Source organism: Pseudomonas sp. GW821-FHT03C07, assembly GCF_059420925.1.
On the sequence record NZ_JBWKUQ010000001.1, the window covers coordinates 380,152 to 403,888 of the forward strand.

Annotated in this window: 20 protein-coding genes; 7 read left to right on the forward strand and 13 right to left on the reverse strand. The window is 59.2% G+C overall.

Going from position 1 to position 23,737, the window contains the following annotated elements; genetic code table 11:
• From AC07VG_RS01615 to AC07VG_RS01635, 5 genes are all read right to left on the reverse strand, one after another.
• Positions 1–708 (reverse strand): branched-chain amino acid ABC transporter ATP-binding protein, encoded by a 708-nt coding sequence (locus AC07VG_RS01615; protein ID WP_495020330.1) that lies wholly within the window; start codon positions 706–708, stop codon positions 1–3.
• Positions 705–2,438, reverse strand: coding sequence for an ABC transporter permease subunit (locus AC07VG_RS01620; RefSeq protein ID WP_495020331.1), 1,734 nt, complete (start codon positions 2,436–2,438; stop codon positions 705–707). Before AC07VG_RS01620 ends, AC07VG_RS01615 begins: the two co-directional genes overlap by 4 nt.
• Positions 2,439–2,508: 70 nt before the next feature.
• Positions 2,509–3,342, reverse strand: coding sequence for a branched-chain amino acid ABC transporter permease (locus AC07VG_RS01625; RefSeq protein WP_495020332.1), 834 nt, complete (start codon positions 3,340–3,342; stop codon positions 2,509–2,511).
• Between the two features lie 58 nt (positions 3,343–3,400).
• Entirely contained in the window at positions 3,401–4,564 is a 1,164-nt protein-coding gene (locus AC07VG_RS01630; RefSeq protein ID WP_495020333.1) for a substrate-binding protein, read from the reverse strand.
• A gap of 39 nt (positions 4,565–4,603) precedes the next feature.
• A complete protein-coding gene (locus AC07VG_RS01635; protein ID WP_495020334.1) occupies positions 4,604–5,500 on the reverse strand; it encodes a nitrilase family protein in 897 nt (298 codons plus the stop codon).
• Between the two features lie 435 nt (positions 5,501–5,935).
• Here AC07VG_RS01635 and AC07VG_RS01640 point away from each other — a divergent pair, with 435 nt between their 5' ends.
• Positions 5,936–8,293, forward strand: coding sequence for a bifunctional diguanylate cyclase/phosphodiesterase (locus AC07VG_RS01640; RefSeq protein WP_495020335.1), 2,358 nt, complete (start codon positions 5,936–5,938; stop codon positions 8,291–8,293).
• Between the two features lie 4 nt (positions 8,294–8,297).
• Here the strand turns inward: AC07VG_RS01640 and AC07VG_RS01645 are convergent, their stop codons facing one another.
• The 3 genes from AC07VG_RS01645 to AC07VG_RS01655 all read right to left on the reverse strand — a co-directional run bounded on the left by AC07VG_RS01645 (position 8,298) and on the right by AC07VG_RS01655 (position 12,067).
• The gene (locus tag AC07VG_RS01645; RefSeq protein ID WP_495000497.1) at positions 8,298–8,735 is read right to left on the reverse strand and encodes a type 2 periplasmic-binding domain-containing protein; all 438 of its coding nucleotides are present in this window, start codon (positions 8,733–8,735) and stop codon (positions 8,298–8,300) included.
• Between the two features lie 11 nt (positions 8,736–8,746).
• Entirely contained in the window at positions 8,747–9,985 is a 1,239-nt protein-coding gene (locus AC07VG_RS01650; protein WP_495000496.1) for a porin, read from the reverse strand.
• Positions 9,986–10,177: 192 nt separating this feature from the next.
• Positions 10,178–12,067, reverse strand: a complete 1,890-nt coding sequence (locus AC07VG_RS01655; RefSeq protein WP_495020336.1) for a sensor histidine kinase — start codon at positions 12,065–12,067, stop codon at positions 10,178–10,180.
• A gap of 293 nt (positions 12,068–12,360) precedes the next feature.
• Here AC07VG_RS01655 and AC07VG_RS01660 point away from each other — a divergent pair, with 293 nt between their 5' ends.
• The 5 genes from AC07VG_RS01660 to AC07VG_RS01680 all read left to right on the forward strand — a co-directional run bounded on the left by AC07VG_RS01660 (position 12,361) and on the right by AC07VG_RS01680 (position 17,225).
• On the forward strand, positions 12,361–12,576 hold the full coding sequence (locus AC07VG_RS01660; RefSeq protein ID WP_248745806.1) for a tautomerase family protein: 216 nt from the start codon (positions 12,361–12,363) through the stop codon (positions 12,574–12,576).
• Positions 12,573–13,223: a DsbA family oxidoreductase gene (locus AC07VG_RS01665; protein ID WP_495000494.1), complete on the forward strand. Its 651-nt coding sequence runs from the start codon at positions 12,573–12,575 to the stop codon at positions 13,221–13,223. Before AC07VG_RS01660 ends, AC07VG_RS01665 begins: the two co-directional genes overlap by 4 nt.
• Before the next feature lie 44 nt (positions 13,224–13,267).
• Positions 13,268–13,978, forward strand: a complete 711-nt coding sequence (locus AC07VG_RS01670; protein ID WP_495000493.1) for an SDR family NAD(P)-dependent oxidoreductase — start codon at positions 13,268–13,270, stop codon at positions 13,976–13,978.
• Positions 13,979–14,177: 199 nt separating this feature from the next.
• Entirely contained in the window at positions 14,178–16,094 is a 1,917-nt protein-coding gene (ftsH, locus tag AC07VG_RS01675) for an ATP-dependent zinc metalloprotease FtsH (RefSeq protein ID WP_495020337.1), read from the forward strand.
• A 126-nt stretch (positions 16,095–16,220) separates the two neighbouring features.
• The gene (locus AC07VG_RS01680; protein ID WP_495000491.1) at positions 16,221–17,225 is read left to right on the forward strand and encodes a zinc-dependent alcohol dehydrogenase family protein; all 1,005 of its coding nucleotides are present in this window, start codon (positions 16,221–16,223) and stop codon (positions 17,223–17,225) included.
• Between the two features lie 31 nt (positions 17,226–17,256).
• On the opposite strand, the gene AC07VG_RS01685 is transcribed toward AC07VG_RS01680, so the two are convergent.
• The 5 genes from AC07VG_RS01685 to AC07VG_RS01705 form a co-directional block, all read right to left on the reverse strand.
• Positions 17,257–18,615, reverse strand: a complete 1,359-nt coding sequence (locus AC07VG_RS01685) for an MBL fold metallo-hydrolase RNA specificity domain-containing protein (protein WP_495020338.1) — start codon at positions 18,613–18,615, stop codon at positions 17,257–17,259.
• A 122-nt stretch (positions 18,616–18,737) separates the two neighbouring features.
• Positions 18,738–19,919 carry an ABC transporter permease gene (locus tag AC07VG_RS01690; protein WP_495000489.1) on the reverse strand — a complete coding sequence of 394 codons (1,182 nt, stop codon included), beginning with the start codon at positions 19,917–19,919 and terminating at the stop codon, positions 18,738–18,740.
• The gene (locus AC07VG_RS01695) at positions 19,877–21,370 is read right to left on the reverse strand and encodes an efflux transporter outer membrane subunit (RefSeq protein WP_495020339.1); all 1,494 of its coding nucleotides are present in this window, start codon (positions 21,368–21,370) and stop codon (positions 19,877–19,879) included. Before AC07VG_RS01695 ends, AC07VG_RS01690 begins: the two co-directional genes overlap by 43 nt.
• On the reverse strand, positions 21,370–22,257 hold the full coding sequence (locus tag AC07VG_RS01700) for an efflux RND transporter periplasmic adaptor subunit (RefSeq protein WP_495020340.1): 888 nt from the start codon (positions 22,255–22,257) through the stop codon (positions 21,370–21,372). The genes AC07VG_RS01695 and AC07VG_RS01700 overlap by 1 nt, the downstream gene beginning before the upstream one ends.
• A complete protein-coding gene (locus AC07VG_RS01705) occupies positions 22,254–22,973 on the reverse strand; it encodes an ABC transporter ATP-binding protein (RefSeq protein WP_495000486.1) in 720 nt (239 codons plus the stop codon). Before AC07VG_RS01705 ends, AC07VG_RS01700 begins: the two co-directional genes overlap by 4 nt.
• A gap of 291 nt (positions 22,974–23,264) precedes the next feature.
• Between AC07VG_RS01705 and AC07VG_RS01710 the strand changes: the two genes are divergently transcribed.
• Positions 23,265–23,690: a potassium channel family protein gene (locus AC07VG_RS01710; RefSeq protein WP_495000485.1), complete on the forward strand. Its 426-nt coding sequence runs from the start codon at positions 23,265–23,267 to the stop codon at positions 23,688–23,690.
• The last annotated feature ends 47 nt before the right edge of the window (positions 23,691–23,737 follow it).

Here is a 23,737-nt window from a genome sequence, read left to right on the forward strand (position 1 = left end):
TCACACCCTCAGATGGTTGAAAATGGCTTCGGTAGCACCCGGCGCACGGGCGTCGCCTTCCTCTTCGATCTCACCTTGTTTAAGCACCAGGTATCGATCCGCCACCTTCAAGGCAAACGGCACATTTTGCTCGATAAGCAGCAGGGTCGTGCCGTGGAGTTGCCGCTCGTGCACCAGTGCGACAGCGATCCGGTCAATCACCGAGGGCTGCAAGCCTTCAGTGATTTCGTCCAGCAGAATGATGGAGGGGCGCATCATCAACGCACGCGCCACCAGCAGCATTTTTTGCTCGCCTCCCGACAGCGTGCCGGCGCACTGCTTCAGACGGTCCTTGAACACCGGGAACACGGATTCGATGGTGGCGAAACGCTCATCGAACAACGCGTCTTTCTCGAGCCCCATACGCAGGTTGTCCCGGATGCTCAGTTCGGTGAAAAGCGCTTTTTCCTGAGCCGCATAGGCGATACCCACTTGTGCGACTCGATGAGGCGACAGTCGGGTAATGTCGCAGTCGTTGACTTGAACAGCGCCTTGTTTCTTGGGTAGGTACCCCATGATGGTCTTGAGCAATGTCGTCTTGCCCATGCCGTTCTTGCCCAGCAAAGCGACCGCTTCGCCGGCCGCGACTTTGAACGACATATCCCGTATGACGACTGACGCCCTGTAACCGCTCGTGACTGAATTCAGTTCCAAGGTGGCACCGTTCATACGACCTCCAGTGGAGCAAGTGCAGATCCGGCATAAATCGTCTTGACCAAGTCCGAGTTGACGACTTCTTCGAAGGTGCCCTGCATGACCATCGTCCCTTGGTGTAATACCACGATTCGGGTAGCGATCTGTTGCACAAAATCCAGATCGTGTTCAACCAGCAGGCAACACAACTTGTAGTGGTTTGCGAGCATGGAAAGCACCACGCCGATTTGCGTGCGCTCGGTCTTTGTCAACCCTGCTGTAGGCTCGTCGAGCAGTACGATACGAGGTTCCAGGGCAAGCACCATGGCCAGTTCCAATGCTTGCTGTTCACCGTGCGACAGGTCTCGAGCGACCACGTCCAGCATGGTATCCAGCCCGGTAACCCGCAAAACGTCCAAGGCATAGGATGGCAAGGCCAACGTCTCCGCCCGAGTGAAAAACAAGGGCCGTTCGTGCAGGGTGCCGGCCATACGCAGACACTCGGCGACGGTCAGGGATTCGTAAATATTGGCATTTTGAAATTTGCGCCCGAGACCAAAACGAACGCAGGCCTCAGCCGGAAGCCGACGGATATCGTTACCGCACAGATGCACCGTCCCGGATGTACGGTCGGCCCCGTCGCTCATGCACCGCATCAGTGTTGTTTTACCGGCGCCATTGGGGCCGATCAGTCCAACCAGATCACCGGCCTCGGCCTTGAGGTTGATCCCCTGCAATACCTTGAGCGAACCATAGCTCTTCGTCACATCTTCCATCAGGAGTGCAGGCACACCCTTCGACTCGGGGACCGTTTTCCCGGCACGTTCAACCAGCACAGGTATTCGCCGCGAACGTGCGCCGAACCCGAGGGGCTTGAGCAGTGCCGGGACGATCCCCTGAGGCAGCAAGACGATCACCAGCACAAAAGACAGGCCAAGGATCAGTTGCCACAAAAACGGCATCCGGCTGCCGAGATAGGCCGTGGCGACGTTAATCAGAATCGCCCCCGCCATGGGTCCCCACAGCGTTCCGCGTCCACCCAGCGCAACCCAGATGATCAACTCGGTACCCAAGACGAAACCGGATAACTCGGGTGCCACCACGCCACTGAAGGCGCCGTAGCCAAAACCTGCGATCCCTGTAATAGCCGCAGTTGCGATCAGCAGAAGGATTTTGATATTCGGGACGTTGATCCCCAGGTACGCACATCTGGACTCGTTGTCACGTATCGACGCCAGCACACGCCCGGCATCACTGCGCACGAACAGCCAGGCGAAAAGCCCTATCAGTGCCACGCTACTCCCGGCGATCCAGTACCAGGCGTTCAGCGACAAGTCGAAGGTGTCATAGCCGGTCAGGCCCGAACTGGAGCCCGTCCACTCACCGCCAGACAGCAGCAACTGGGTCATTACGATGGGCAACACCAGCGAGATAACCGTGGCAAAAAACGGCGAGGCGCCCCTGTAGAAGGACAGCCACCCCACCAGCCCTGCAACCACCATCGGGACGACAATTGCGAGCCCGATGGCGATGGCAATGGAACCGGGCGACAGGCCAAAGTGAGTAAAAACCAGACCTGCGGCATACGCACCGATACCAAAGAACGCCGACTGCCCGAAGGTGAGATATCCGGTGTAGCCCCATAGCACATCCACCGTGATGACGACGATCGAAAACAGAAAGGCCTTGATCAGCAGGTTGAGAACATAGCTGTCGAATATCCATGGACCTGCGACCAGCAATGCGATGCCGACCAGAGCCAGCATGCCCGAACGTCCCCAAGCGCCCTGGCGACCGGACCCCGTGGGTCGGCTGTTCGCCGCCTGCAATGTAGTGTTAGCCATGTGCGAACCCCTTTGGACGAATACGCAAGGTCAGTGCCGCCAACACGGCAATCGTGAGTCCGCCAAGTACCGGGCTCGCATAGGTGCTCACGATGACTTGGCATGCACCGAATACCGCGCAAGTCATGATCAGGCTGGGCATCGAATGCCCGGAGACCATGACGAGCATGAAGGCAGAAACCAGCCAGGTAATCCCCATGCCAGGGTCAATACTCGAAAGCGGACTGATCAAGGCGCCTGCCAATGTGCCTAGACCCGTGCCCAGGCTGAAGGTAATGAAGCGTATACGCCCGGCATGGATGCCCAGGCCACTGGCCAACTCCTCGTTCATGATGACGGCGCGGGTTTTGACACCGAAGCGGGTGCCGTTGAGTAGCGCCGTCAGCAAAGCGCACAGGCCGAGTGCCAAGGGAATCAACAGCAATCGATAGGCGGAGTAATCAGTTCCGCCCAGCGACCAGGTTCCTCTCAGGGGCACGTCGGCAAACTTCACATCCCGGCCAAATGCGAGAATGATCAGTTGACCGATCACGATACCCAATCCCCACGTTGCCAGGATGGCATCCAGGGGGCGTTTATAAAGCGGCCGAACAATCAGGCATTCGATGATCGCGCCAACAATCATCCCGGTCGCGAGAGCCAACGGCCAAGCAAGCCAAGGACTCCATCCCAGTTGGGTCACGACAAACGCCGAATACCCGCCCATTGTCAGCAAGGCACCGTGAGCGAAGTTGACGATTTTCATTATTCCGAAAATCATCATCAGGCCCGCAGTAACAATGAACAGCATGGCTATTGTTGTTGTTATATCTAGAATTAACACCATGACGTCTCCCTCCGGGGAGAATGCAACGTGAAGCGATACTTAGTCATCAAGCAATGGACTATTTAAAACTCGGGCATTGAATACCTGGGCTGACTCCTTCTTGGGTTTCAAGGATGCGAATAGACCCGTCGCTTTGTATTTGGCCCAGACGCATGGCCAGGGGGGTATGGCGGCTGGCATTCATCTGCACAACACCGCGAGGCCCGACTATCGAGACATCGTTCAACGCCTCTACAACCGCAGCGGAGTCGATGGAGTTGGCTTTTTCCACCGCGGCCTTGTAGAGAAAGAAGGCTTCATATTGCGGTTCGGAAAGCTCGTTTGGCGTGGACATGTTCCCTGCAAACTTCTGGCCGAGGTCGCTCAGGAATTTTTTATTTTCCGCTGTGTCGATACTGGTCAAGTACGAGGCCGACATGTACATGCCCGTTGCGACATCCCCCATGGTCTTGCCGGTGCCTTCGTCGATGGCCAGGTTGCCATAAGGCAGTGTTAACGCCGCCGCTTTCAACTGCTTGGCCAACGAGACGTTAGGTGCGCCACCCGCTGTGGCACTGATAAGCGCGTCAGGTTGCGTCGAGCGAATTTTTGAAATAACGGCGGTCCAGTCACTTCCGTCCATCGGCAGGTACTCTTCACCGACAACCTTTCCACCGTGTTGCTCAATGTACGCTTTAGTAAACTTCAGCATGCCCCGGCCAAAGGCGTAATCGCTCCCGACAAGAAAGTAGTTTTTTGCCCCGAGTTTCTGGCTGAAGTAATCCACTACAGGGGCAACTTGCTGCTCGGGTACCCAACCGTTGACATACATCCACTTATTGCAAGAACGGCCTTCATAGAACGAGGTGTAGATATAGGGCACGCGACCTCGGGAAATAACCGGCAAGGCGGCATTGCGCGCGGCGCTACTTTCCATCGCGATAATGGCGTTTACTTTCTTTTCCAGCACCAGCGTATCAAATGCTTTCTGTGCACCTAGCGCGCCGGAAGCATCATCAACAATCTCCAACTGCACAGGACGACCCAGTATTCCCCCTGCGGCGTTGATTTGCTCCACCGCGAGCTGTGAGGACTGGACAACAGCGGGTGCCACGACGCTATTGGCGCCTGACAACCCCACCGCTACACCAATCTTGATAGGTTCAGCGGCGTGCCCCTGAGCGGCTACGAGCGCTGTTGCAGCAAGAACGGCGATGCGGATGCGGGGAAAAGTGGATTTCATGTGAGTATCCTCAATCGTTTTTATTGTAGATAAGGGGGGTTAGTAGCGAGGTAGCTGCCAGCCGGTACCTAGCATGGGGTCATAGATGTCGGTGCGGCGGTCACGCAGGACCGTGTTGAACGTCGTAAGGTGCCGGGATTGGCGGGACGCCTTCAGATTGATATCGGCATAGAGTATTTGCTGGCGGTCTGCACTGCCTGGGGCAGCCAATGGCCAACCGTCGGCGCCGACAATGATGCTGTTGCCCACAAAGAGCTGAGCACGCTCGGTGCCTACACGATTAGCGCAAATAATGTTCAGACTGTTCACATGCGCATTGGCCATGACCAAGGTATTGGCCATGATCATGGCGCCGTTACCCTGTCCCGGCATGGGCACCCAGTTGGTTGGCATACAGACGATATCGGCGCCTTGCATGGCCAACAGCCGATATACTTCCGGGAACCAGCCGTCATAGCAGATGATCATCGCCAAGCGGCCAAAAGGCGTATGGAACACAGGTAAACCAAGATCTCCGACTTCGAAATACACATGTTCGTCACCCCATAGATGGAGCTTGCGATAAGTCCCTACATAACCTTCGGGGCCGACCATGACGGCGGAGTTGTAAAGCTTGTGCCCCACTCGTTCCGCGACGCCGGCTATGACGTAAATGTTGCGCTGCCGAGCGATGTCTTCCCACGCTTGGGTGCTGACCCCTCCCGGTACTGACTCCGCGAGTTCAAATGCCTCCTCGCGACTGGAAAAGACATAACCGCTGCTGACTAGCTCGGGTAGCACAACGATTTGCGCACCAGCGGTAGCCGCGTCGTCTATCAAACGAAGTGACACTTCGAGATTTTCAGCCTTGCAGCCCACTCGTGGTTCCATTTGTAAGGCGGCCACCGTGATACTCGGAAATGCTTGGATTTCGTCAGAAGATTGCAAAGTCGACATTTAAAATTTTCCAAAAAAAAAGCCCCCGAATGCGCTATCACGCAAATCAGGGGCTTCTATAGCCGGTATGTAGTCAGCAATACTGCTGATGGTCTGAAATTTCTTGGCAAGAAAAATCGACCTATGGGATCTACGTTACACAGGGATATCGAGTGATGTCAACGTACTTTTTACCGGCTAGAATCGAACCTTCGCTTAACAACATCGGCATCCCGGGCCACACGTAGCGTTCCCCTGCCCATCGGTTGTTGATCTGGTCCAGCACGGTCATCACTCCTCGGGGACAAACGCGGTTTGTAGTCTATAGTTCCTACCGGGTCAGTTGATAATCTCTTTCGCACAGACGCTACCAGGAGCATTGGTTCCCCTCCTCGAGCCCCGACCCCGTCGGATACCCGCTAGCCTAGAGTGTTGCTACAACGCAGGGAGCACAGCATGTCGATCCAACGGACAAATGGACTGAGATCGACTCCCGGTATCGCCCAGCCCGTTGACACCCTTGCCAAGACCCGGCGCAGGCTCGAGCCGATCAAGGAAGCCTATATCCTGCTCCCGCTATTGGCCGCCCTCCTCTTGCTGGTCACCTGGTCGGCCACCCTTTACCTGATCAAGCTCGAACAGACCCGGGCGCAACGCAGCGCCGCCACCGCCAGCCTGGAGATCAGCGCCACCTACGAAGCGCAAATGTTGCGTGCCGTTCGCGAGATTGATCAAACCCTCAAGCTGGTCAAATACGCCTATGAGGCCGAAGGTGAGCGTAATCCCCTGCCCAAGCTCAAGGAGCGGGCCCTGTTGCCGCCGGCCCTGTTGTTTGACGTCAGTGTGGTCAACCCGGACGGTGAACTGGTGGTGAGCACCCGTGCCAACGAGACCGGAAATAGCACCGAGCCGGATGAACAGCAGACGCTGCGGCACAACGATACGCTGTCGATCAGTCGTCCCTGGAAAAGTCCGCTGACCGGAGAGTGGCGCTTGCGCTTCAGTCGCCGGCTCAACGCAGCGAACGGCACGTTCTCGGGCATTGCCCGGGTCGAGGTCGATGCGACCTATTTCGTCAGCAGCTATGACGACTCGAAGCTCGGCGACCACGGCGTCCTTGGCCTCCTGGGCACCGATGGCATCTTCCGGGTACGGCGCACCGGAGAGTCGGTGCAAGCCGGCGATGCCGTCGACTACACGACACTGGCCCCAAACACCGAAGACAGCGAAGCGCGGCTCTCGACCAATGCCTGGGATGGCGTGCAGCGCTACACCAGCGTACGCCAGCTGTATGACTTTCCCCTGGCGGTGATTGTCGGGCTATCCGCCGAAGAACGCCTGGCCAGCGTGACCCGACAAGCGCAGACCTACCTGTGGCGAGCCGCCGCTGGCAGTCTGCTGCTGGTGCTCCTGGCCGGCCTGCTCAGTCGCATGAACTGGCAACTGGCGCAAAGTCGCTTGCGCGCAGCCGAAGCCAAGGTCGCCTATGCCGAGCGTGTCGAGTATCTTGCCTATCACGATGGCCTCACGGCGCTGCCCAATCGCAGTCTGTTCAGCAAACTGCTGAGCCAGAACATCGGCGAGGCGCGCCGTTATCATCGACAACTGGCGGTGCTGTTCCTTGACCTCGACCGTTTCAAGCACATCAACGACACATTGGGCCACCATGCCGGCGACCAATTGCTGCAAGAAGTCGCGATTCGCCTCAAGGCCTGCCTGCGCGCCAGCGATACCGTCGCCCGCCTGGGGGGCGACGAATTCGTGGTCTTGCTGCCGGAGCTGTCCGAGGCCAAATACGTGGCGACCACCGCGCAGAAAATCCTCTCCGCGATTGCCAAGCCTTTCAACCTTCAGGGACAAGAGTTCCGGGTGACTGCCAGCGTCGGCATCAGCCTTTATGCCCAGGACGGCCTGGACGAACAGACCCTGACCAAACATGCCGACATCGCCATGTATCAGGCCAAGCAACAGGGTAAAAACAACTTCCAGTTCTACTCCGAGAAACTGAACGCGGAGTCGCTGGAACGGCTGACCCTGGAACTCGGCTTGCGCCACGCCCTGGAACGCAACGAGTTCCGCCTGCACTATCAGGCCAAACGCGATATCCGCAGCGGCCAGATCAACGGCATGGAGGCGCTGCTGCGCTGGGAACACCCCGACCTGGGGCTGATTGCGCCCATGCAATTTATTCCCGTGGCCGAGGAAACCGGCTTGATCGTGCCCATAGGCAAGTGGGTACTGAGGACGGCCTGCCTGCAAAATATCGCCTGGCAACAGCAGGGGCTGCCGCACCTGGGGATCGCCGTGAACCTGACGGCCCGGCAGTTTGTCGATGACAACCTGCTCACAGATCTCGCCGCGATACTGACAGAGACCGGCATGGATGCCGGCTTGCTGGAACTGGAGATCGCCGAGAGCCTGCTCATGCAAGATGTCAAAAGAGCGTTGCAGGTATTGAACGGCCTGAAAAAACTGAAAATCCGCATCGCCATCGACGATTTCGGGATTGGCTACTCGTCGCTTTCGGCGCTCAAGCAGTTCCCCCTCGACTCGATCAAGATCGATCGCTCGTTTATCCGTGACGTCACCAGCGTGGCGGAAGACAAAGCCTTGACCGAGGCGATTATCGCAATGGGCCGAACCCTCAGCCTGACCGTAGTGGCCCAAGGCGTGGAAACCCGCGAGCAAGCCGATTTCCTGCGTGACAACGCCTGCGACGAATTCCAGGGGTTCTACTTCAACAAGCCAGTGCCGGCCGATCAGTTCGGGGTCCTGCTCCGGAGCCAGGCGACCAACACGCCGCCTGCCAGCTAAACACTTATTGCGGGTCGGGCGGCAGTGCCCTGACACTGCTATCCACTTCACGGGCCTCGATATAGCCGATGCTATCGGGATTCTCGGCAATCCGTTTTTTCACTTGCGCGCTGTTTGCAAGGGCTTCTGGAGGCTGGCCTCGGCCGGTAAAAATGATTTTCGACCAGTGCGCCTTGAGTTGCGCGGCCGATTTGCCGGTGAAAGTGGTGTAGAACTCGTCGCGGGTCGCGGAGCCTTCGGTCTGGTCGATCGCAATAGCCTGCTTGCCGCTGGGAAAGCGATTGGTCTTGCCCAGGAAGATATCCGCCACCTGATTGTGCGTCAGCGTCTGCACCGGGCTGGCAGCCGCGACCACCACCACGACATCGGCCATGACCAACGCGCTGCCGAGGCACAGGGCGAACCCCGCCAGCGTGCAACCGGCACGTTTGAGAAATCTCATAATCGGCGCCATCAGAAGACAAAATCGACAGCGAGGCTGAGCAGATTGAACGAGCCTCCCGGCTCATAGCTCGGCTGGAGATTGATCAATGGACCACTGGCGTTGCTGTCTAAACGCGTGTGGTCGTACTGCAGTTTGGCATCCATATTCTTCGTAAAATCCCAGCGCATGCCGACGGACAGGGTTTGCTGACCACTGCTCGATGCCAGAAGGGTATTGAGTGCGTTGTTGAGGCCAGCAGCCTCCCCCGCCAAGGCAGGCGGTAAAGCCGAGGTGTTCAAGCCCGCAGTGGAAGTTTCGCTCACCGTCTTTGAGCGTGCGTAAGTGACATAGGGCGTGAACGCATCGATCCTGTAGCCACCGCTAACATACCAGGCGCTCATTGTACCTATGGCCGAACGGCTGTCGAAATGCCCCCATTCGCCCATGACGAACCATTTGCCTGGATCATAGATGGCCCCCAAGCCAACGAAGTCCAAGGGCTTGTCCTTGACGTCATAGCGATCCGCAATAGCGTTGCCCTCCTCGCCAAAGCTTCTGAAACCATCGAAGAGTGAATTGAACGACTCTACGGTCAAGTGGGTTTTCTGATAGGTGACGCGGGTGGTCAAGTCCCCGTATTCAGTCAAGTTGGAAATGCCCCAGGCATCCCGGCTCAAGGTCCTGCCGGTGTTGGCGGGCATCCGGAAATCGCCCTGGCCGACATTGCCCTGCACGGTATTGGTCAGGTCGCCGAAATGCTGCCGGTAGCTGAGGTCGAGGCCATCGGTGCTGGTGACCGGGATCAGGCTATAGACCTCTCCCGGCGGACGTACCCATGGCAAGGTATAACCGACCTTGCGGCTATCGGACAGCAGGAAGGCCGGCTGTACCGTGCGCCCGACACGTAGGCTGAAGTCGGGGGTGAACTGGTACTTGAAGTTCGCCCATTCGAGGCTCGGGCGGTAGCTGTTGTCGTAGCGCTGCTCCGAAATGACCTGTACCACGGCCGAGAGCCGAGGGGTAAAGTTGGCCGTTGCCTGGGCCCCGATCAGGCTGTCGACATCGGCATCCCAGTTACGGGTGTGACCGGCACCGTTGGGTTTGTAGATGCTGGGGGTGAAGTCGGCGTTTTTCTCGCTGGAGTGGACAATACCGGCCGTACCGAAACTGCTCAGGGAAAAGCTCGGCAAGCTGGCATCGTCGGCGTCGACGGTCGAGGCATATAACGTCATCACGGCCAAGGCCAGCGTATTGAATGTGGGCCTCATGGGATCAACGCGACGGCATCGCAGGATGCGCAGGCATCCAGGCAGGCATTGGCTCGGGACGGGTTTGGACAGTGACTGATGGGTTGTCAGGGAGGACTGCGGCCATTCGTTCTATTCCTTGTAACGTTGGCTCAATAGAATCCTGCGGTGCCACCAGCCAAATTGTAGTCGACAAAACCCCGCACGCCCGGGTTATCCAAGCGTATCCGAGGCCGAGGCCTTGAGGGGCAGCTCCAGCGTGAAGATCGCCCCCTGTCCCGGCCCGTCGCTGTGGACCTTCAATTCGCCGCCCATCTCCATGGCCGCCAGGATGCAGCTGTGCAAACCGAAGCCGTGGCCGTCTTTGCGCGTGGTGAATCCGTGGGCAAAAATCCGCGTCAGGTTCTCCGCGGCAATCCCCTCACCGTTGTCGATTACCCTGATGAGCAGGGTTTGCTCCGGCAGCATCTCGGTATGCAACGTCATTCGCGGGGGGCGATCCGACGGATTGTCCATCGCGCCGCCGGCATTTTTAATCAGGTTGACCAGGATCATCAGCACGCGGTGCTTATCCAGTTGCAGCAAGGGTGTTTCGGCAAACTCTTTCACCACGCTGACCCGGCGAGCCGTGAGAATGCTGGCATTCATCCGCAGCGCATCCTCTATCAACTGCGGCACCTGCACGGCCTCGCAGAGACTGGAGGCACCGGCATAGGATTGCTGGGCCGCGACGATTTCCTTGATGTGATCAATGCTCGTGGTCAATTGTTCGAGCTCGTCGGCCATGCTCTTCTGTTCGACCGCCAAAGCCTCCACCAACTGGTTCAGATAGCCCGGCAGCAGCTTGCCTTTCTCATCAACGGAGATGAAGTGGCCCAAGTCCTCGGCATGCTGGTTCATCAACTGCACCGCCTTGCTCAGGCCCAAGGCTTTGCTGGTGCGCAGCTTACGGGTAATGACTTCGGCGGACACATTGACACTATTGAGCACGTTCCCCACGTTATGCAGGACATTGGTGGCGATTTCCGCCATGCCCGCCTGGCGCGCGATAGCCACCAACTGGGCCTGGGCTTCAGCCGTGCGCAAGCGGCTTTGCGTGAGCTGCCAGCTCATCCGGCTCAGCAGGCCGACCAGCAACACCAGCAGCAGACTGCCGCCTGCGGCCCGCCACAGGTAGGTATGCGCTTGCCCGGTCACCGTCGCCAGTTGCTCTTCCTCGGATAACCCGACAATCACCGCCAGGGGCAGGTCATAGAGCTGGCGGGCACTGGTGTAGCGGCGCACGCCATCCCAGGTATTGGTCGCCCGCAGCGCTTGGGTGTCCTCGGTGTCCGGGACCAGCGCCGCGTAATCCACCGCGTCGCCGGCCAGCACCGACTCCCCGGTGCGGCGCACCCGGAAAACGCCATCGGTACCCAACAAGCCAAGGACGCCCTGGTCGCCGAGCTTCGAGGCGTCGTAACTGCTGACGAAATAGGCCGCATCGACCTCGACTCGGGCGATACCAGAGAACCCACCGTCCGGCGCGTTGAGGCGTCGGCTGAAGCGCAGCCGCCACTCTCCCGTCAGCGGGTTTTTCCAGGGGTGGCTGATCAACAGCGTGTCGTTGTGCTGCAGGGTCTGTTGCTCATCCCGGTCCGCGCTCGTTTGCGTCTCGTTGGCCCGCGTGCTCGCCACCAACCCGCCGTCCGGATGGGTCACACTGACGTCAAACAACAGCGGCGGCGGCAACAACGCCCGTTCCTTGAGCCTGGGCAGTGGATTACGCTCGCCCTCGGCCTCATAGGTGTATTTGACCAACTTGAGGGTTTGATCGATTTCGTGAACGGCACGCAACATTTGCGCTTCGTAGGTGGCGCCGATCTCCAGGCTGGCGGTGGTCGCACTGCGCTGCGCCCGCGCCAGTTCACTGCTGATGAGGTGCAGCGTGGTCGTCCAGATGACCAGCAACAGGACAAGTGCCAGCAGGGGGAACAGGATGTAGGCTTCCTTGACCTGATCGAGCCCACGCCGCAACAAGCTGCGGGTGGCCTGGGCAATGGCGTCCGCAGACCGGGCAATAGTGGGAGCCGACCTCAGTCCGTCTGGTCGTAGGATCGACATGCTGTGCTCCCTGCGTTGTACCAACACTACTAGGCTGACGGACATTCGCCGGGTGAATGACTCAAGGAAGTAGCGGGTGCTCCCTGCAGCGTCCGGGCGAAGAGATTATCGACAGATCCACTAAGGACTATAGATCACAATTGGTTGAACGAATCGGCTGAACGAGCGGCCCACTCATTACACTGCATCACTAATGATGTTCTTCAACACCTATTTATCCATCATGAACAACCTAATAAATTGACTCCACTGCCTGCCCATCATGCCGATGGGCTGGTCACTGGAGAGTTGTCATGCCTTTTGTCAGCGTGCGCATTACCCGCGATGGCGTTACCTCAGAGCAGAAAGCCCAGGTCATTGCCGAAATCACCGAGACCCTGCAACGGGTCCTCAATAAACGCCCGGACCTGACCCACATCGTGATCGAGGAAGTCGACACCGATAACTGGGGCTATGCCGGTATCAGCACCACCCAGTACCGCAAGCAACTGGCGCAAAACCCATCATGAGCACACCGGTCAAACTCGACTTTATCTCCGATGTGGTCTGCCCCTGGTGTGCCCTGGGCGCGACGGCGCTGGAGCAGGCGATCGCCAACCTGGCCGGTGAAGTCTCGGTGGAGTTGACCTTCAAACCCTTCGAGCTGAACCCGGACATGCCCGCCGAAGGCGAGCACGCGGTCCGGCACATGATGCGTAAATACGGCCGTAGCGCCGAGGAAGTCGCCGCCGGCAAGCAGATGTTGATGAGCCGCGGTGAGGCCATCGGTTTTAAGTTCGACCTGGAAAAACGCAGTCATTTCTACAACACCTTCGATGCCCACCGCCTGTTGCTCTGGGCTTTGCAGGAAGGCCGGCAGATCGAACTGAAGCGAGCGTTGCTGCGCGCTTATTTCAGCGAAGGTCAGAACCCGAGCGACCGCAAAACCCTGGTGCGCCTGGCGACTGACGCGGGATTGGACGCCGAGGGTGCCCGTGACGTGCTGTCCTCTGGCGCGTTTGCCGACGAGGTCCGTGAACTGGAAGCGTTCTACCGCGCACGCGGCATCAACTCGGTGCCGGCCATGATCCTTAACGACCGCCACCTGGTCTCCGGTTCGCAATCGGTCGAGTACTACGAACAGATGCTGCGGGAAATATCGTCTACCGCCGCTTGATTGATCACGCCCTACCCCATTTATCTGTCTATAGAGGTTCTATCATGAGCAATGTAAAAAAAGTCGTTGTCATTACCGGCGCGTCCCAAGGTATCGGTGCTGCGCTGGTCAAGGCCTTCCGTGACCTCGACTACCGGGTGGTCGCCACTGCCCGCTCGGTCAAGCCGTCCACTGATCCGGACGTCCTCACCGTCGCCGGCGACATCGCCGACCCGGCCACCGCCGAGCGTGTGATCCGTGAAGGTGTCGCCCGCTTTGGTCGCATCGACAGCCTGATCAACAACGCGGGGATCTTCCTTGCCAAACCGTTCACCGCCTACACCCACGAAGACTACGCCAACGTGCTGGCGGTGAACCTGAACGGTTTCTTCTACATCAGCCAGTTGGCGATTAGCGAGATGGAGAAGCAAGGCCAGGGCCATATCGTCAACGTCACCACCAGCCTGGTGGATCATGCGATTGAAGGTGTGCCATCGGTACTCGCCTCGCTGACCAAGGGTGGGCTCAACTCGGCGACCAAATCCCTGGCCATCGAGTACGCCAAGCGTGGGATTCGGGTCAATGCGGTCAGCCCCGGGATTATCAAGACGCCGATGCATGCGCAAGAAACCCATGAGGCGCTGGGACGCTTGCATCCCGTTGGGCGGATGGGGGAAATCAGCGATATCGTCCAGGCGATTGTCTATCTGGAGTCCGCCGGGTTTGTGACTGGTGAGATCCTGCATGTGGATGGTGGACAGAGCGCCGGGCACTAAGGAATTCAGCTGAGAAGACGCCCCCTCGTGGACCACAGATCCGGGCATTGTTGATATAACTCAATGATTTCTCGGCCCCAAAGCGTAAAAAACAGAGGGTGGCCGGCCTGTTGCGATCTGTCATGAACTACGATTTCGACAACAGATAGCCGGGTTTGAAAACACCGCCCTCTCCTCTCTTCCGCCCAGGGCCAAGGTCATGAAAAAAACTCATCAATGGAACCTGTCGTATTTTTTTATTGCCTTACTCGTGTTTGCCGCGTTGCAGATGTTCCTCAGTGGACAACACACTGTGGAAAACCTGCCCTACAGCCAGTTCCTCCAACTGCTGGACGCGCACAAAGTCAGTGACTTGCAGGTCGAAAAGGATCAGATCAGCGGCAAGTTGCAAGAGCCCATCAATGGCCATGACCGGTTCACTACGGTACGCGTTGATCCCGCGCTGGCGACCGAACTGGCACAGTCCAATGCCAACTTCTCTGGCGTTAACGAAAACACCCTGCTCACGGGCTTGATTGGCTGGCTGCTGCCTTTTGTCATGATCATGGTGGTCTGGCATTTCCTGTTCCGCGGCATGGCTGAGAAACAGGGCCTCGGCGGAATGATGAATGTCGGCAAGTCACGGGCCAAGATTTTTGTCCAACGCGATACCGGGGTGACCTTTGCCGATGTCGCCGGCATCGACGAGGCCAAGGCCGAACTGGTGGAAATCGTCTCTTTCCTCAAGGACAAGGAACAATACTCGCGCCTGGGCGCGCATATTCCGAAAGGCACGCTGCTGGTCGGTCCTCCGGGAACCGGCAAGACGTTGGCGGCCAAGGCGATTGCCGGTGAGGCCGGGGTACCGTTTTTCTCCATCTCGGGTTCCGAATTCGTCGAGATGTTCGTTGGCGTGGGGGCTGCCCGTGTCCGTGATCTGTTCGAGCAAGCGCGGCAGGCCGCTCCGTGCATTATTTTCATCGACGAACTGGATGCATTGGGCAAGGCCCGCGGTGTCGGAGCCCTGGGTGGCAACGATGAAAAAGAACAGACCCTCAATCAGCTATTGGCGGAGCTGGATGGCTTTGATCCCCGCGAAGGGGTGGTCCTGTTGGCGGCCACCAATCGACCGGAGATCCTTGATCCGGCCCTGCTGCGCGCCGGGCGCTTTGATCGACAGATCCTGATCGACCGTCCCGACCGCAAGGGACGCCTGGCCATTCTCAAGGTCCACTTGCATAAAATCACCCTGGACCCCAGTACGGACGCCGAACGGATTGCCGATATCACCACCGGTTTCAGCGGGGCCGACCTGGCCAACCTGGTCAATGAAGCCGCCATCGTCGCCACCCGCCGCGCAGGCTTGAGCGTCAACCTGCAAGACTTCACCAACGCGGTGGAACGCATCGTCGTCGGCCTGGAACACAAAAGCAGCCTGCTGCATCCCGAGGAACGCCTGATCGTGGCCTATCACGAGATGGGGCATGCCCTGGCTGCCGCGACGCTGCCCGGGATGGACCCGGTGCACAAAGTGTCCATTATTCCCCGCGCCGCCGGCTCGTTGGGCTACACCTTGCAGCGGCCGACCGAAGACCACTTCCTGATCAGTTGCCAGATGCTCAAGGACCGGATTGCGGTGCTGATGGCCGGACGAGCGGCCGAGTCCATCGTCTACGGCCAGATCTCCACCGGCGCGGCCGACGATCTGGCCCGCGCCACCGATATCGCCCGGCAGTTGATCACCCGCTTCGGCATGAGCGCCGAGCTCGGCCAGTCGGTACTGGAACGGCAGTCGCCCACTTATCTGGGCGAGCGTCTGCCTGGCATGGGCGAAAAAGACTACTCGGAACAGACCGCCCGGGAAATCGACCTGGGAATTCGCGCCTTGCTCGCCGAAGCCTACGAACGGGCCAAGACCCTACTCAACCAGCGGCGCGTCGACCTGGATAACGGTGCCAAGCTGCTGATGGAAAAGGAGACGCTCACACCGGAAGAGTTCCCCGCCTTGATGCCCTTGGCGCCCCTCAACACCGAGTTGCGCCACGTTATCGCCCCCGCCAGCCTCCCGGGCGTTGCCGCGGACGCTACGAAGATAATCCCCGAGTTGCACCAGCGAGCGGGTATTGAGCACCTGTGATTTCTCCAGCCAGGCTCGTCGGGCGCGACCGACATCATCAGGCAGGTAGTCGAAATCAGTGCCGAGTCGCGCGTCGGCCTTGATGAATCGGGGCGGCCTCAAGACCACTGCTTATGGAGAATCGTCATGCATGTCATGGTTCTGCATTCCCCCGGACAGCCGCTGCAATCGGAGGAACGGCAGGTTCCGCATCCGGCCGGCGGGCAGTTGCTGATCAAGGTATTGGCTTGCGGCGTGTGCCGCACCGACCTGCACCTGCTTGACGGTGAATTGCCCCAGGCGGTACTGCCGCGAGTGCCCGGGCATGAAATCGTCGGTGAAGTGGTTGCCGTCGGCGACGCTGTCGCGGTCAGCTGGATCGGCCGTCGGGTCGGCGTGCCCTGGCTGGGCTGGACGTGTGGGGAATGCGAATTCTGCCGCTCGGGCCGGGAAAATCTCTGTGGGCAGGCCCGCTTCACCGGTTGTCACCTGGACGGCGGCTATGCGCAATACACCGTGGCCGATGCGCGCTTCTGCTTTGCCCTACCCGAAGGCATGAGCGCTACTGAGGCAGCCCCCCTGCTCTGCGCCGGCTTGATTGGCTTTCGCGCCCTGCGCCTGGCCGGCCCGGCGCAGCACCTGGGTCTCTACGGTTTCGGCGCGGCGGCCCATCTGGCGATCCAGGTGGCGCTCGGCCGGGGCCAGCAGGTCTATGCCTTTACCCGCCCCGGGGATGTGGAAGGCCAGGCTTACGCACGCACACTGGGCGCGACTTGGGCGGGGCCTTCCGACCAGCCGTCGCCCCAGCTCCTGGACGCGAGCCTGATCTTTGCCCCGGTCGGCCCGCTGGTGCCACAGGCCCTGGCGTCCACCGTGCGGGGCGGTTGCGTGATCTGTGCCGGTATTCATATGAGCGATATACCGAGCTTTCCCTATCAGTTGCTGTGGGGCGAACGTTGCCTGCGTTCGGTGGCCAATCTCACCCGTGACGACGGCACGGCGTTTTTCGACGAAATCGAGCACACCCCGATCCATTGCGACGTCACGGTGTTTCCCCTGGCCGAAGCCAACCAGGCGCTGGCGTTACTGAGGGCCGGAGCGGTCAAGGGGGCAATCGTGCTGGTCCCCTGGCCAGCAATCGAGCCCGATTGATCGCCAGGGTGCCATTGCCCTTGTGATGGAGTCAGTTGAGTTCGACGCTGTCCCGGTACTCCGGCACCGACACCGACCAACCCAGCTCCTGACTGATGCGCTGGCGCAGTACATCCGAGGCATTCGGTTCGCCGTGTACCACGTAGGTGTGCTTGGGTGGCCGTTTGAAGCCACGCAACCATTGGATGATTTCATCGGCATCGGCGTGCGCGGACAAACTATCCATCGGCACCACCTCGGCGCGGATCGGCACATCCTGGCCGTGGATACGCACCGCAGGCGCGCCGGCGACAATATGCGCCCCCCTTGTGCCGCCGGCCTGGAAGCCTGGTATCAACAAGGTGTTGAGCGGGTTCGGCGCCAGCATCTTGAGGTGGTACAGCACCCGCCCGCCGGTGGCCATGCCACTGGCGGCAATGATCACCGCCGGGGTCCGTTGCTGATCGAGATCGATGGACTCCTGGGTCGAGCGCACAAAGTGCGTGCCTTCGCACATGCCCCGGCATTCCTCCGCTGACAAGCGGTGCTCATCGCGAAAGCGCTCATACAGGCGCGTGACATCCGTCGCCATGGGGCTGTTGAGATAGATGGGCAAGTCAGGGATCGCATGCTGCTGTTTCAACCGATACAGGTGATACATCAGCAACTGTGCACGCCCGACCGCGAACGACGGCACCAGGGTGATGCCGTGGCGCAGCGCGGTGCGGGTAATGACCTGGGCCAATTTTTCTTCCGGGCATTCGACAGGGTGTTTCCGATCGCCATAAGTCGACTCCACCAGCAGATAGTCCGCTTGTTCGATGGTTTCCGGCGCGAACATCAGCGGATCGTTTGGTCGCCCGAGGTCACCCGAGCACACCAGGGTCACGCCATCGGCAACGATTTCCACCGTCGCGGCCCCCAGGATATGCCCGGCACCGCGCAACTGCAGGCTCAACTGCGGGAGGATCTCGACCTTGTGGTGCAATGCCAGTGGCCGCAACAGCTTCAGCGCCTGCTGGGCATCCTGTTCGGTGTACAACGGCAATGCCGGATTATGCTTGGAAAAACCATGGCGATTGGCGAACTCGGCTTCTTCTTCCTGCAAACGACCACTGTCCAGCAGCAGGACCTTCAGCAATTCGCAGGTCGCGGCCGTGGCATAGACCGGGCCGCGATATCCGTTGCGCACCAGCACCGGCAGGTAGCCACTGTGATCCAGATGAGCGTGGGTCAGCACAATGGCGTCAAGCTGGTGAACCGGCAGCCCGAATGCATCCCAGTTGTGCAAGCGCAACTGCTTGTAGCCCTGGAACAAGCCGCAATCGATCAGCACATGTTTGTCGTGGTGCTCCAGCAGATACTTGCTGCCTGTGACCGTACCCGCCGCACCGAGAAATGTCATTCGCATGGTCGTCTCTTTGAACACAGTTTAAGTGTTCTATTCATCCTCCCTTTGCAGGTAAAGACTGTTGACCTTTATCAATGGGAATGACTTCCCTACCCGCCTGATGAGCTCAACAAGCCCGCCCATCACCCCCTGAAAATATCGAAGGGTTCGATTTTCAGGACCTTGCGTACGCCCACATAACTGGATACCCCGGCGATCAACAGCACCAGAGCGAAGGCCAGCCCGAGATTCCAGAACGTGATGATGGCCGCATAGTTCGGCAGATTGGAGCGCGCCACGGAGATCATCAGCGTGACCAGGCCGATGCCCAGCCCATAGCCGGTCATCGCCGTGAAGGTGGCCATGAACAGGATCATGTAGATCAGCTCACGGCTCTTGGCACCAATCGCCTTGAGCGCCGCGAACTTGTCCAGGTTTTCCAGGATGAAGGTGTAGAAGGTCTGCCCGGAAATCGACAACCCGACCAGAAAACTGATGATCGTCATCATCAGGATGTTGGTACCGACCCCGGTCTGGTAGATGTAGTAATTGGCGATACGTTGGTTGAACTCGTTCTTGGTCAGGGCGATATAGCCCAGCTTCGAAACCTGTTGTTTGATCAGGCTCACGGCCGCTTCGCTCCTGGGTTCCAAGAGGATATAGGAGATGGTGAATCGGGTGGTTGGCAGGTATTCGATGGCGCGACTGTAGGTGGTGTAGAGGGTCGGTATCCCGGTCAGGCCACTGGTGAGTACCTTGGCAATGCCAACGATGCTGCCGCGATGGTCATTGAGTTCAAAGGAGGTGCCTATGCCGGGGTTCTCCAGCTTCGAAAACTCGGCATCGTGGACCATGATAAAGGCGTTTTCGGCGTAGATATCCTCGATAGCGCCCTGCTCCAGCTGCGGCCGGCCGAACAGGCTGGTGTCGTCCAGGCCGATCACACTGACCGACTGGTAAGTGCCGCTGGCCAGCCGGACCTGGGCACCGCCAATGAAAATCGGCACGGCATAGCGAACCTGGTCCATGCTGCGCACCGCATCGAGCAGGTAATCAGGCAAAGGGATAACGCTGGTCGGGGTGTTCACCGCCGGGTCCATTATCCACATCGCCGCCCCGACGTTGGTCACCGTCGAGTAGGCGCGATTGAGGATCCCGGCAAACATCGCGGTCATCTGCATCATCAGGAACACCGAAAAGGTAATCCCGACCAGTAGCGCGGAGAACTTGGAGCGATCATTGACCAGCAGCTTGAAGCCTATGCGCAGAATACCCGTGTACTTCATCGGGTCGGCCCACTGGCGGCAGCCGCCGGACTGTTCCACCAACCGCCACCCAGGGCAACGAACAGGCCGACAGTGTCCTGGTGACGTTGGGCCAGCGCTTGCAGATAGGCGATATTGACCTGATGCAGCTGCACATCGGCGGCCAGCAGGTCCAGATAGGTCACCAGGCCCGAGCGATAGTTGGCTTGCACCAACCGCAAGGCTTGTTCGGCGGCGTCCTGGGCTTCGGCCTGTTTTTGCAAGGCCTGGGCATCGAACTCCAACGCCTTGAGGGTATCGGCGACCTGGGCGAAAGACTCCAGTACCACTTGCCGATAATTCGCCGCAGCCTGCTGATAGGCATCGATCGCGGCTTTACGCCCAAACCACAGGCTGCCACCTTGAAACAGCGGGATATCGACCGAAGGCCCGACACTCCAGAAACGCCCCGCACCGACGAACAGTGATCCCGAGCTCGATCCGGCGGCGCCATAGGTACCGGTCAGGCTGAAGCTGGGAAACATCGCCGCCGTTGCCACGCCGATGGTGGCGCTGGCCTGGTGCAGTTGTGCTTCGGCAGAGAGAATGTCCGGGCGCTGGCGAACCAGTTCCGACGGCAAGCTGAGCGGCAGATCCTTGGGCAACGACAATCCTCTCAACTGGATGTCCGGGAGTTTGACTTCAGCGGGCACCACGCCTTCCAGAGTGGCCAGCAGATGCTCGGCCTGGCTGATTTTCTGTTTCAGGGCCGGCAACAACGCCTCGTTGCTGGCGATCAGGCTTTGCAAGCTCAGGATCGCCGAATAGGCTGTGGTACCGCTGCGCACCTGCACCTGCGTGGTTTGCAACTGTTGTTTTTGCAGTTCAATCAGTTGTTCGGTGGCCTGGATCTGCGCGGCATAAGCGGCACGGGCGATGGCGGTATTGACGACATTGGCGGTCAAGGTGAGGTAAGCCGCATGGCTTAGCCAGGTCTGATGATCGACCTGGGCCTGCAGGCCTTCCACGCTGCGACGTGCGCCGCCGAAGATATCCAGGGTGTAGCTGATCGTGCCACTCAAGGTCAGGACATTGAAGATCGACCCCGCCGTACCCTGTCCTTGCTGGATGGGTGCGCTGCGTTCGCGGTCAGCGCCTGCATGAGCATCGAGGTGCGGGTAGAAAACCCCATAGCCGGCCATGAGGGTATCCTGGCTTTGCCGCAAGCTGGCCTCGGCCGCCTGCAGGGTCAGGTTGTTGGCAATCGCCTGGCGTACCACCGCATCCAGCGACGCCGACTGGAACAGTCGCCACCAGTCAGGCGTGACCTCGGCCCCCGGCAAAAAGCGCTGCACCTGCCCCTGCGCGGCCACGGTGCGAACGACCGGGTCGCGCAGGTAAGCCGCCTGCGATGGGGCTGCCGGGCGCGAGAAATCTGGACCGAGCGTGCAAGCGCTGACCAGCGTCAACAGACCAGGGATCAACCAACGGCCACAGGGCCATGTCAGGCGAAGCACGCGTGGTCGGCCCATTATTTCTGCCCTATGAAAACATCCACCAGCTGCCCCGGATAGACCATCGGGAGGTCTTTTTTCTCAAAGCGGAAAATCACCGGCAGTACCCTCAGGTCGACTTTCTCCTGGCGCTGATCGGACAACTCGATTTTTGGCGACACGTAGGGTTGCACCCGCACGAACTCCAGCGGCACCTTGATATCCGTGCCATGAATCTGCATCTGCGCGTGGATGTGTTCGGGGGCCGGCAAGCGAGCAATCAGGATCTCGTCGACGTAACAGCGCACGGCCAGGTGATCCTGCGCGGAGCTCATGACCAGCAGCGGACTGAAGCCCTGGGTGTAGGCGTCATAGGCGCCCTGGGACGACACATAGCTGCCGACGGTACTGTTGATGGCCAACACCACCCCATCCGCCGGCGCCTTGATTGCATACTGTGCCAACGTCGCCGCCGCGGCCTTCAACGCCGCCTGGGCCTGAGCAGCCGTATCTCTGGCGGTATCGAGCGTATCCTTGCTGATGGACTTGGGGTCCAGGCTGTAGGAGGCCAGGCGCTTGTTGTACTGGTCCCGGGCAGTGGCCAGATTGGCCTGCGCCAATTCGAAATTGGCCTTGGGCACCGCGTCGTCGAGGGTAACCAAGGGCATTCCCTGGGTCACTTTCTGCCCCTCGTGCACCAGTAGTTGCGTCACCGGCCCGGCCACCTGCGGATAAATCACGATATCGGAGCCACCGGACTGTTCGCTCTCGATAATGCCGTTGGCAAAAATCGCGGTCTCATAGGGGCTGCTCGCCGGGGCGAAGACCGGCGGTGGCGTCTGCGGTACGCGTCCAAACAAATAAGCGGCCACCAAACCGGCCAGGACACCTACCACCGCCAGGCTGAACAGCAGGCGATTTTTCATGAGGCGACCCGTTCAAGTTCGGTGATACGCCCGTCTTCCATATGAATGATGCGATCAGCGTACTCGTTGATCCGCGCATCGTGGGTGACGATCAGAATGCAGCGCTGCTGATTGAGGATTTGGGTCTTGACGAAGGCGATGATCATTTTCCCGGTATCGCCATCGAGGGAGGCGGTCGGCTCGTCGAGGATCAGGATCTGCGGTCCACCAACAATCGCCCGGGCAATGGCCACGCGCTGTTGTTCGCCGCCGGAAAGCTTGACCGGCAGAATATCCCCGCGGTCCTTGAGACCGACTACTTCCAGGCTTTGTCTGGCCCGGGCGATCGCATCGTCCCAGTCGTGGTGCTGAAGAATCAGCGGAATCGCGACATTCTCGGCGGCGGTCAAGCGTGCGAAGAGGTGATAGTCCTGAAACACGAAGCCAATATTATTCAGGCGCAGCTCGGCCAACTGGTCGGTGTCCAGGCTCCAGATATCTTGTCCGTTGATCATCACCGTACCGGAGTCGGGGCGCAGGATGCCGGAGATCATGCTTAATAAGGTGGTCTTGCCACTGCCGGAAGGACCGACAATAAACACCATTTCGCCAAACCCGGCGACCAGTGCCACCTGGTCGACCGCCTGCATGCGCGCACTACCTTCGCCAAACCACTTGCTCAGGCCGTTTGAAACGATCGCCGGATGCGTTACAGAAGCGGCTGATTCCGTACTCATTATCTCTCCTGCCCAACATGGCCTGGTATGGAATGGCTACGCGGTGTTTGCCAGCCTTGGATGCATCGGTTGCGACAGAACGCTTCCACGGATTTCAGGGGGTGTTGCAAGTATCTGGCGCCCTTGCCAACGGCCCCTGATCTTTATCAACAAATGGCCATCTATCGACCGGCCAAAGGCACTGTTGATTTAGCTCAATTATTTTTCGATGCCCAAGCGTAGAAAGTACTGATCGATACCAGGCGTGAGGACGGTAGGCGATCATTTTTCCTCTATTGCTGGAGGTCGGCCATGCTGGCGGTCACCCTGATCAATACACTGGTAGTCATCGTCGTCGTGGTGATCCACTACGAATGCCTGTTACGGTTGAACGACTGGCTGCCCCGACTCAAACTCTGGAATCGTTTCAGGCTGGTCGTCGGGGTATTCGGTGCGCTGGTGGCCCACGCGGCAGAAGTCTGGTGCTTCGCGCTGGTCTATTACCTGATGGTCAGTTCCGGCAAATGGGGAAGCCTGGTGGGCCCGTTCGATGGTTCGTTCATGGACTGCGTGTACTTCTCCTTCACCACTTACACCACGATCGGCTTCGGCGACATTTCCCCCGTCGGCCACCTCAAGTACCTGACCGGGTTGCAGGGATTGACCGGCCTGGTGCTGATTTCCTGGACGGCCTCGTTTCTGTTTCTCGAAATGCAGAAATACTGGAAGAACAAATAACCCTCGAGGCCACTGTCAGGCTCTGGAGATGAAAAAGTCAGGTTTGA

What these genes read in the sequence shown, in the direction of transcription:
- AC07VG_RS01635 (WP_495020334.1), bottom strand. Translation starts at nt 5,500, where the DNA reads ATGTCGACTTTGCAATCTTCTGACGAAATCCAAGCATTTCCGAGTATC.
- AC07VG_RS01680 (WP_495000491.1), top strand. Translation starts at nt 16,221, where the DNA reads ATGCATGTCATGGTTCTGCATTCCCCCGGACAGCCGCTGCAATCGGAG.
- AC07VG_RS01670 (WP_495000493.1), top strand. Translation starts at nt 13,268, where the DNA reads ATGAGCAATGTAAAAAAAGTCGTTGTCATTACCGGCGCGTCCCAAGGT.
- AC07VG_RS01615 (WP_495020330.1), bottom strand. Translation starts at nt 708, where the DNA reads ATGAACGGTGCCACCTTGGAACTGAATTCAGTCACGAGCGGTTACAGG.
- AC07VG_RS01645 (WP_495000497.1), bottom strand. Translation starts at nt 8,735, where the DNA reads ATGAGATTTCTCAAACGTGCCGGTTGCACGCTGGCGGGGTTCGCCCTG.
- AC07VG_RS01665 (WP_495000494.1), top strand. Translation starts at nt 12,573, where the DNA reads ATGAGCACACCGGTCAAACTCGACTTTATCTCCGATGTGGTCTGCCCC.
- AC07VG_RS01660 (WP_248745806.1), top strand. Translation starts at nt 12,361, where the DNA reads ATGCCTTTTGTCAGCGTGCGCATTACCCGCGATGGCGTTACCTCAGAG.
- AC07VG_RS01620 (WP_495020331.1), bottom strand. Translation starts at nt 2,438, where the DNA reads ATGCTGGCTCTGGTCGGCATCGCATTGCTGGTCGCAGGTCCATGGATA.
- AC07VG_RS01695 (WP_495020339.1), bottom strand. Translation starts at nt 21,370, where the DNA reads ATGGGCCGACCACGCGTGCTTCGCCTGACATGGCCCTGTGGCCGTTGG.
- AC07VG_RS01650 (WP_495000496.1), bottom strand. Translation starts at nt 9,985, where the DNA reads ATGAGGCCCACATTCAATACGCTGGCCTTGGCCGTGATGACGTTATAT.
- AC07VG_RS01625 (WP_495020332.1), bottom strand. Translation starts at nt 3,342, where the DNA reads ATGGTGTTAATTCTAGATATAACAACAACAATAGCCATGCTGTTCATT.
- AC07VG_RS01700 (WP_495020340.1), bottom strand. Translation starts at nt 22,257, where the DNA reads ATGAAAAATCGCCTGCTGTTCAGCCTGGCGGTGGTAGGTGTCCTGGCC.
- AC07VG_RS01630 (WP_495020333.1), bottom strand. Translation starts at nt 4,564, where the DNA reads ATGAAATCCACTTTTCCCCGCATCCGCATCGCCGTTCTTGCTGCAACA.
- AC07VG_RS01640 (WP_495020335.1), top strand. Translation starts at nt 5,936, where the DNA reads ATGTCGATCCAACGGACAAATGGACTGAGATCGACTCCCGGTATCGCC.
- ftsH (WP_495020337.1), top strand. Translation starts at nt 14,178, where the DNA reads ATGAAAAAAACTCATCAATGGAACCTGTCGTATTTTTTTATTGCCTTA.
- AC07VG_RS01655 (WP_495020336.1), bottom strand. Translation starts at nt 12,067, where the DNA reads ATGTCGATCCTACGACCAGACGGACTGAGGTCGGCTCCCACTATTGCC.
- AC07VG_RS01710 (WP_495000485.1), top strand. Translation starts at nt 23,265, where the DNA reads ATGCTGGCGGTCACCCTGATCAATACACTGGTAGTCATCGTCGTCGTG.
- AC07VG_RS01685 (WP_495020338.1), bottom strand. Translation starts at nt 18,615, where the DNA reads ATGCGAATGACATTTCTCGGTGCGGCGGGTACGGTCACAGGCAGCAAG.
- AC07VG_RS01705 (WP_495000486.1), bottom strand. Translation starts at nt 22,973, where the DNA reads ATGAGTACGGAATCAGCCGCTTCTGTAACGCATCCGGCGATCGTTTCA.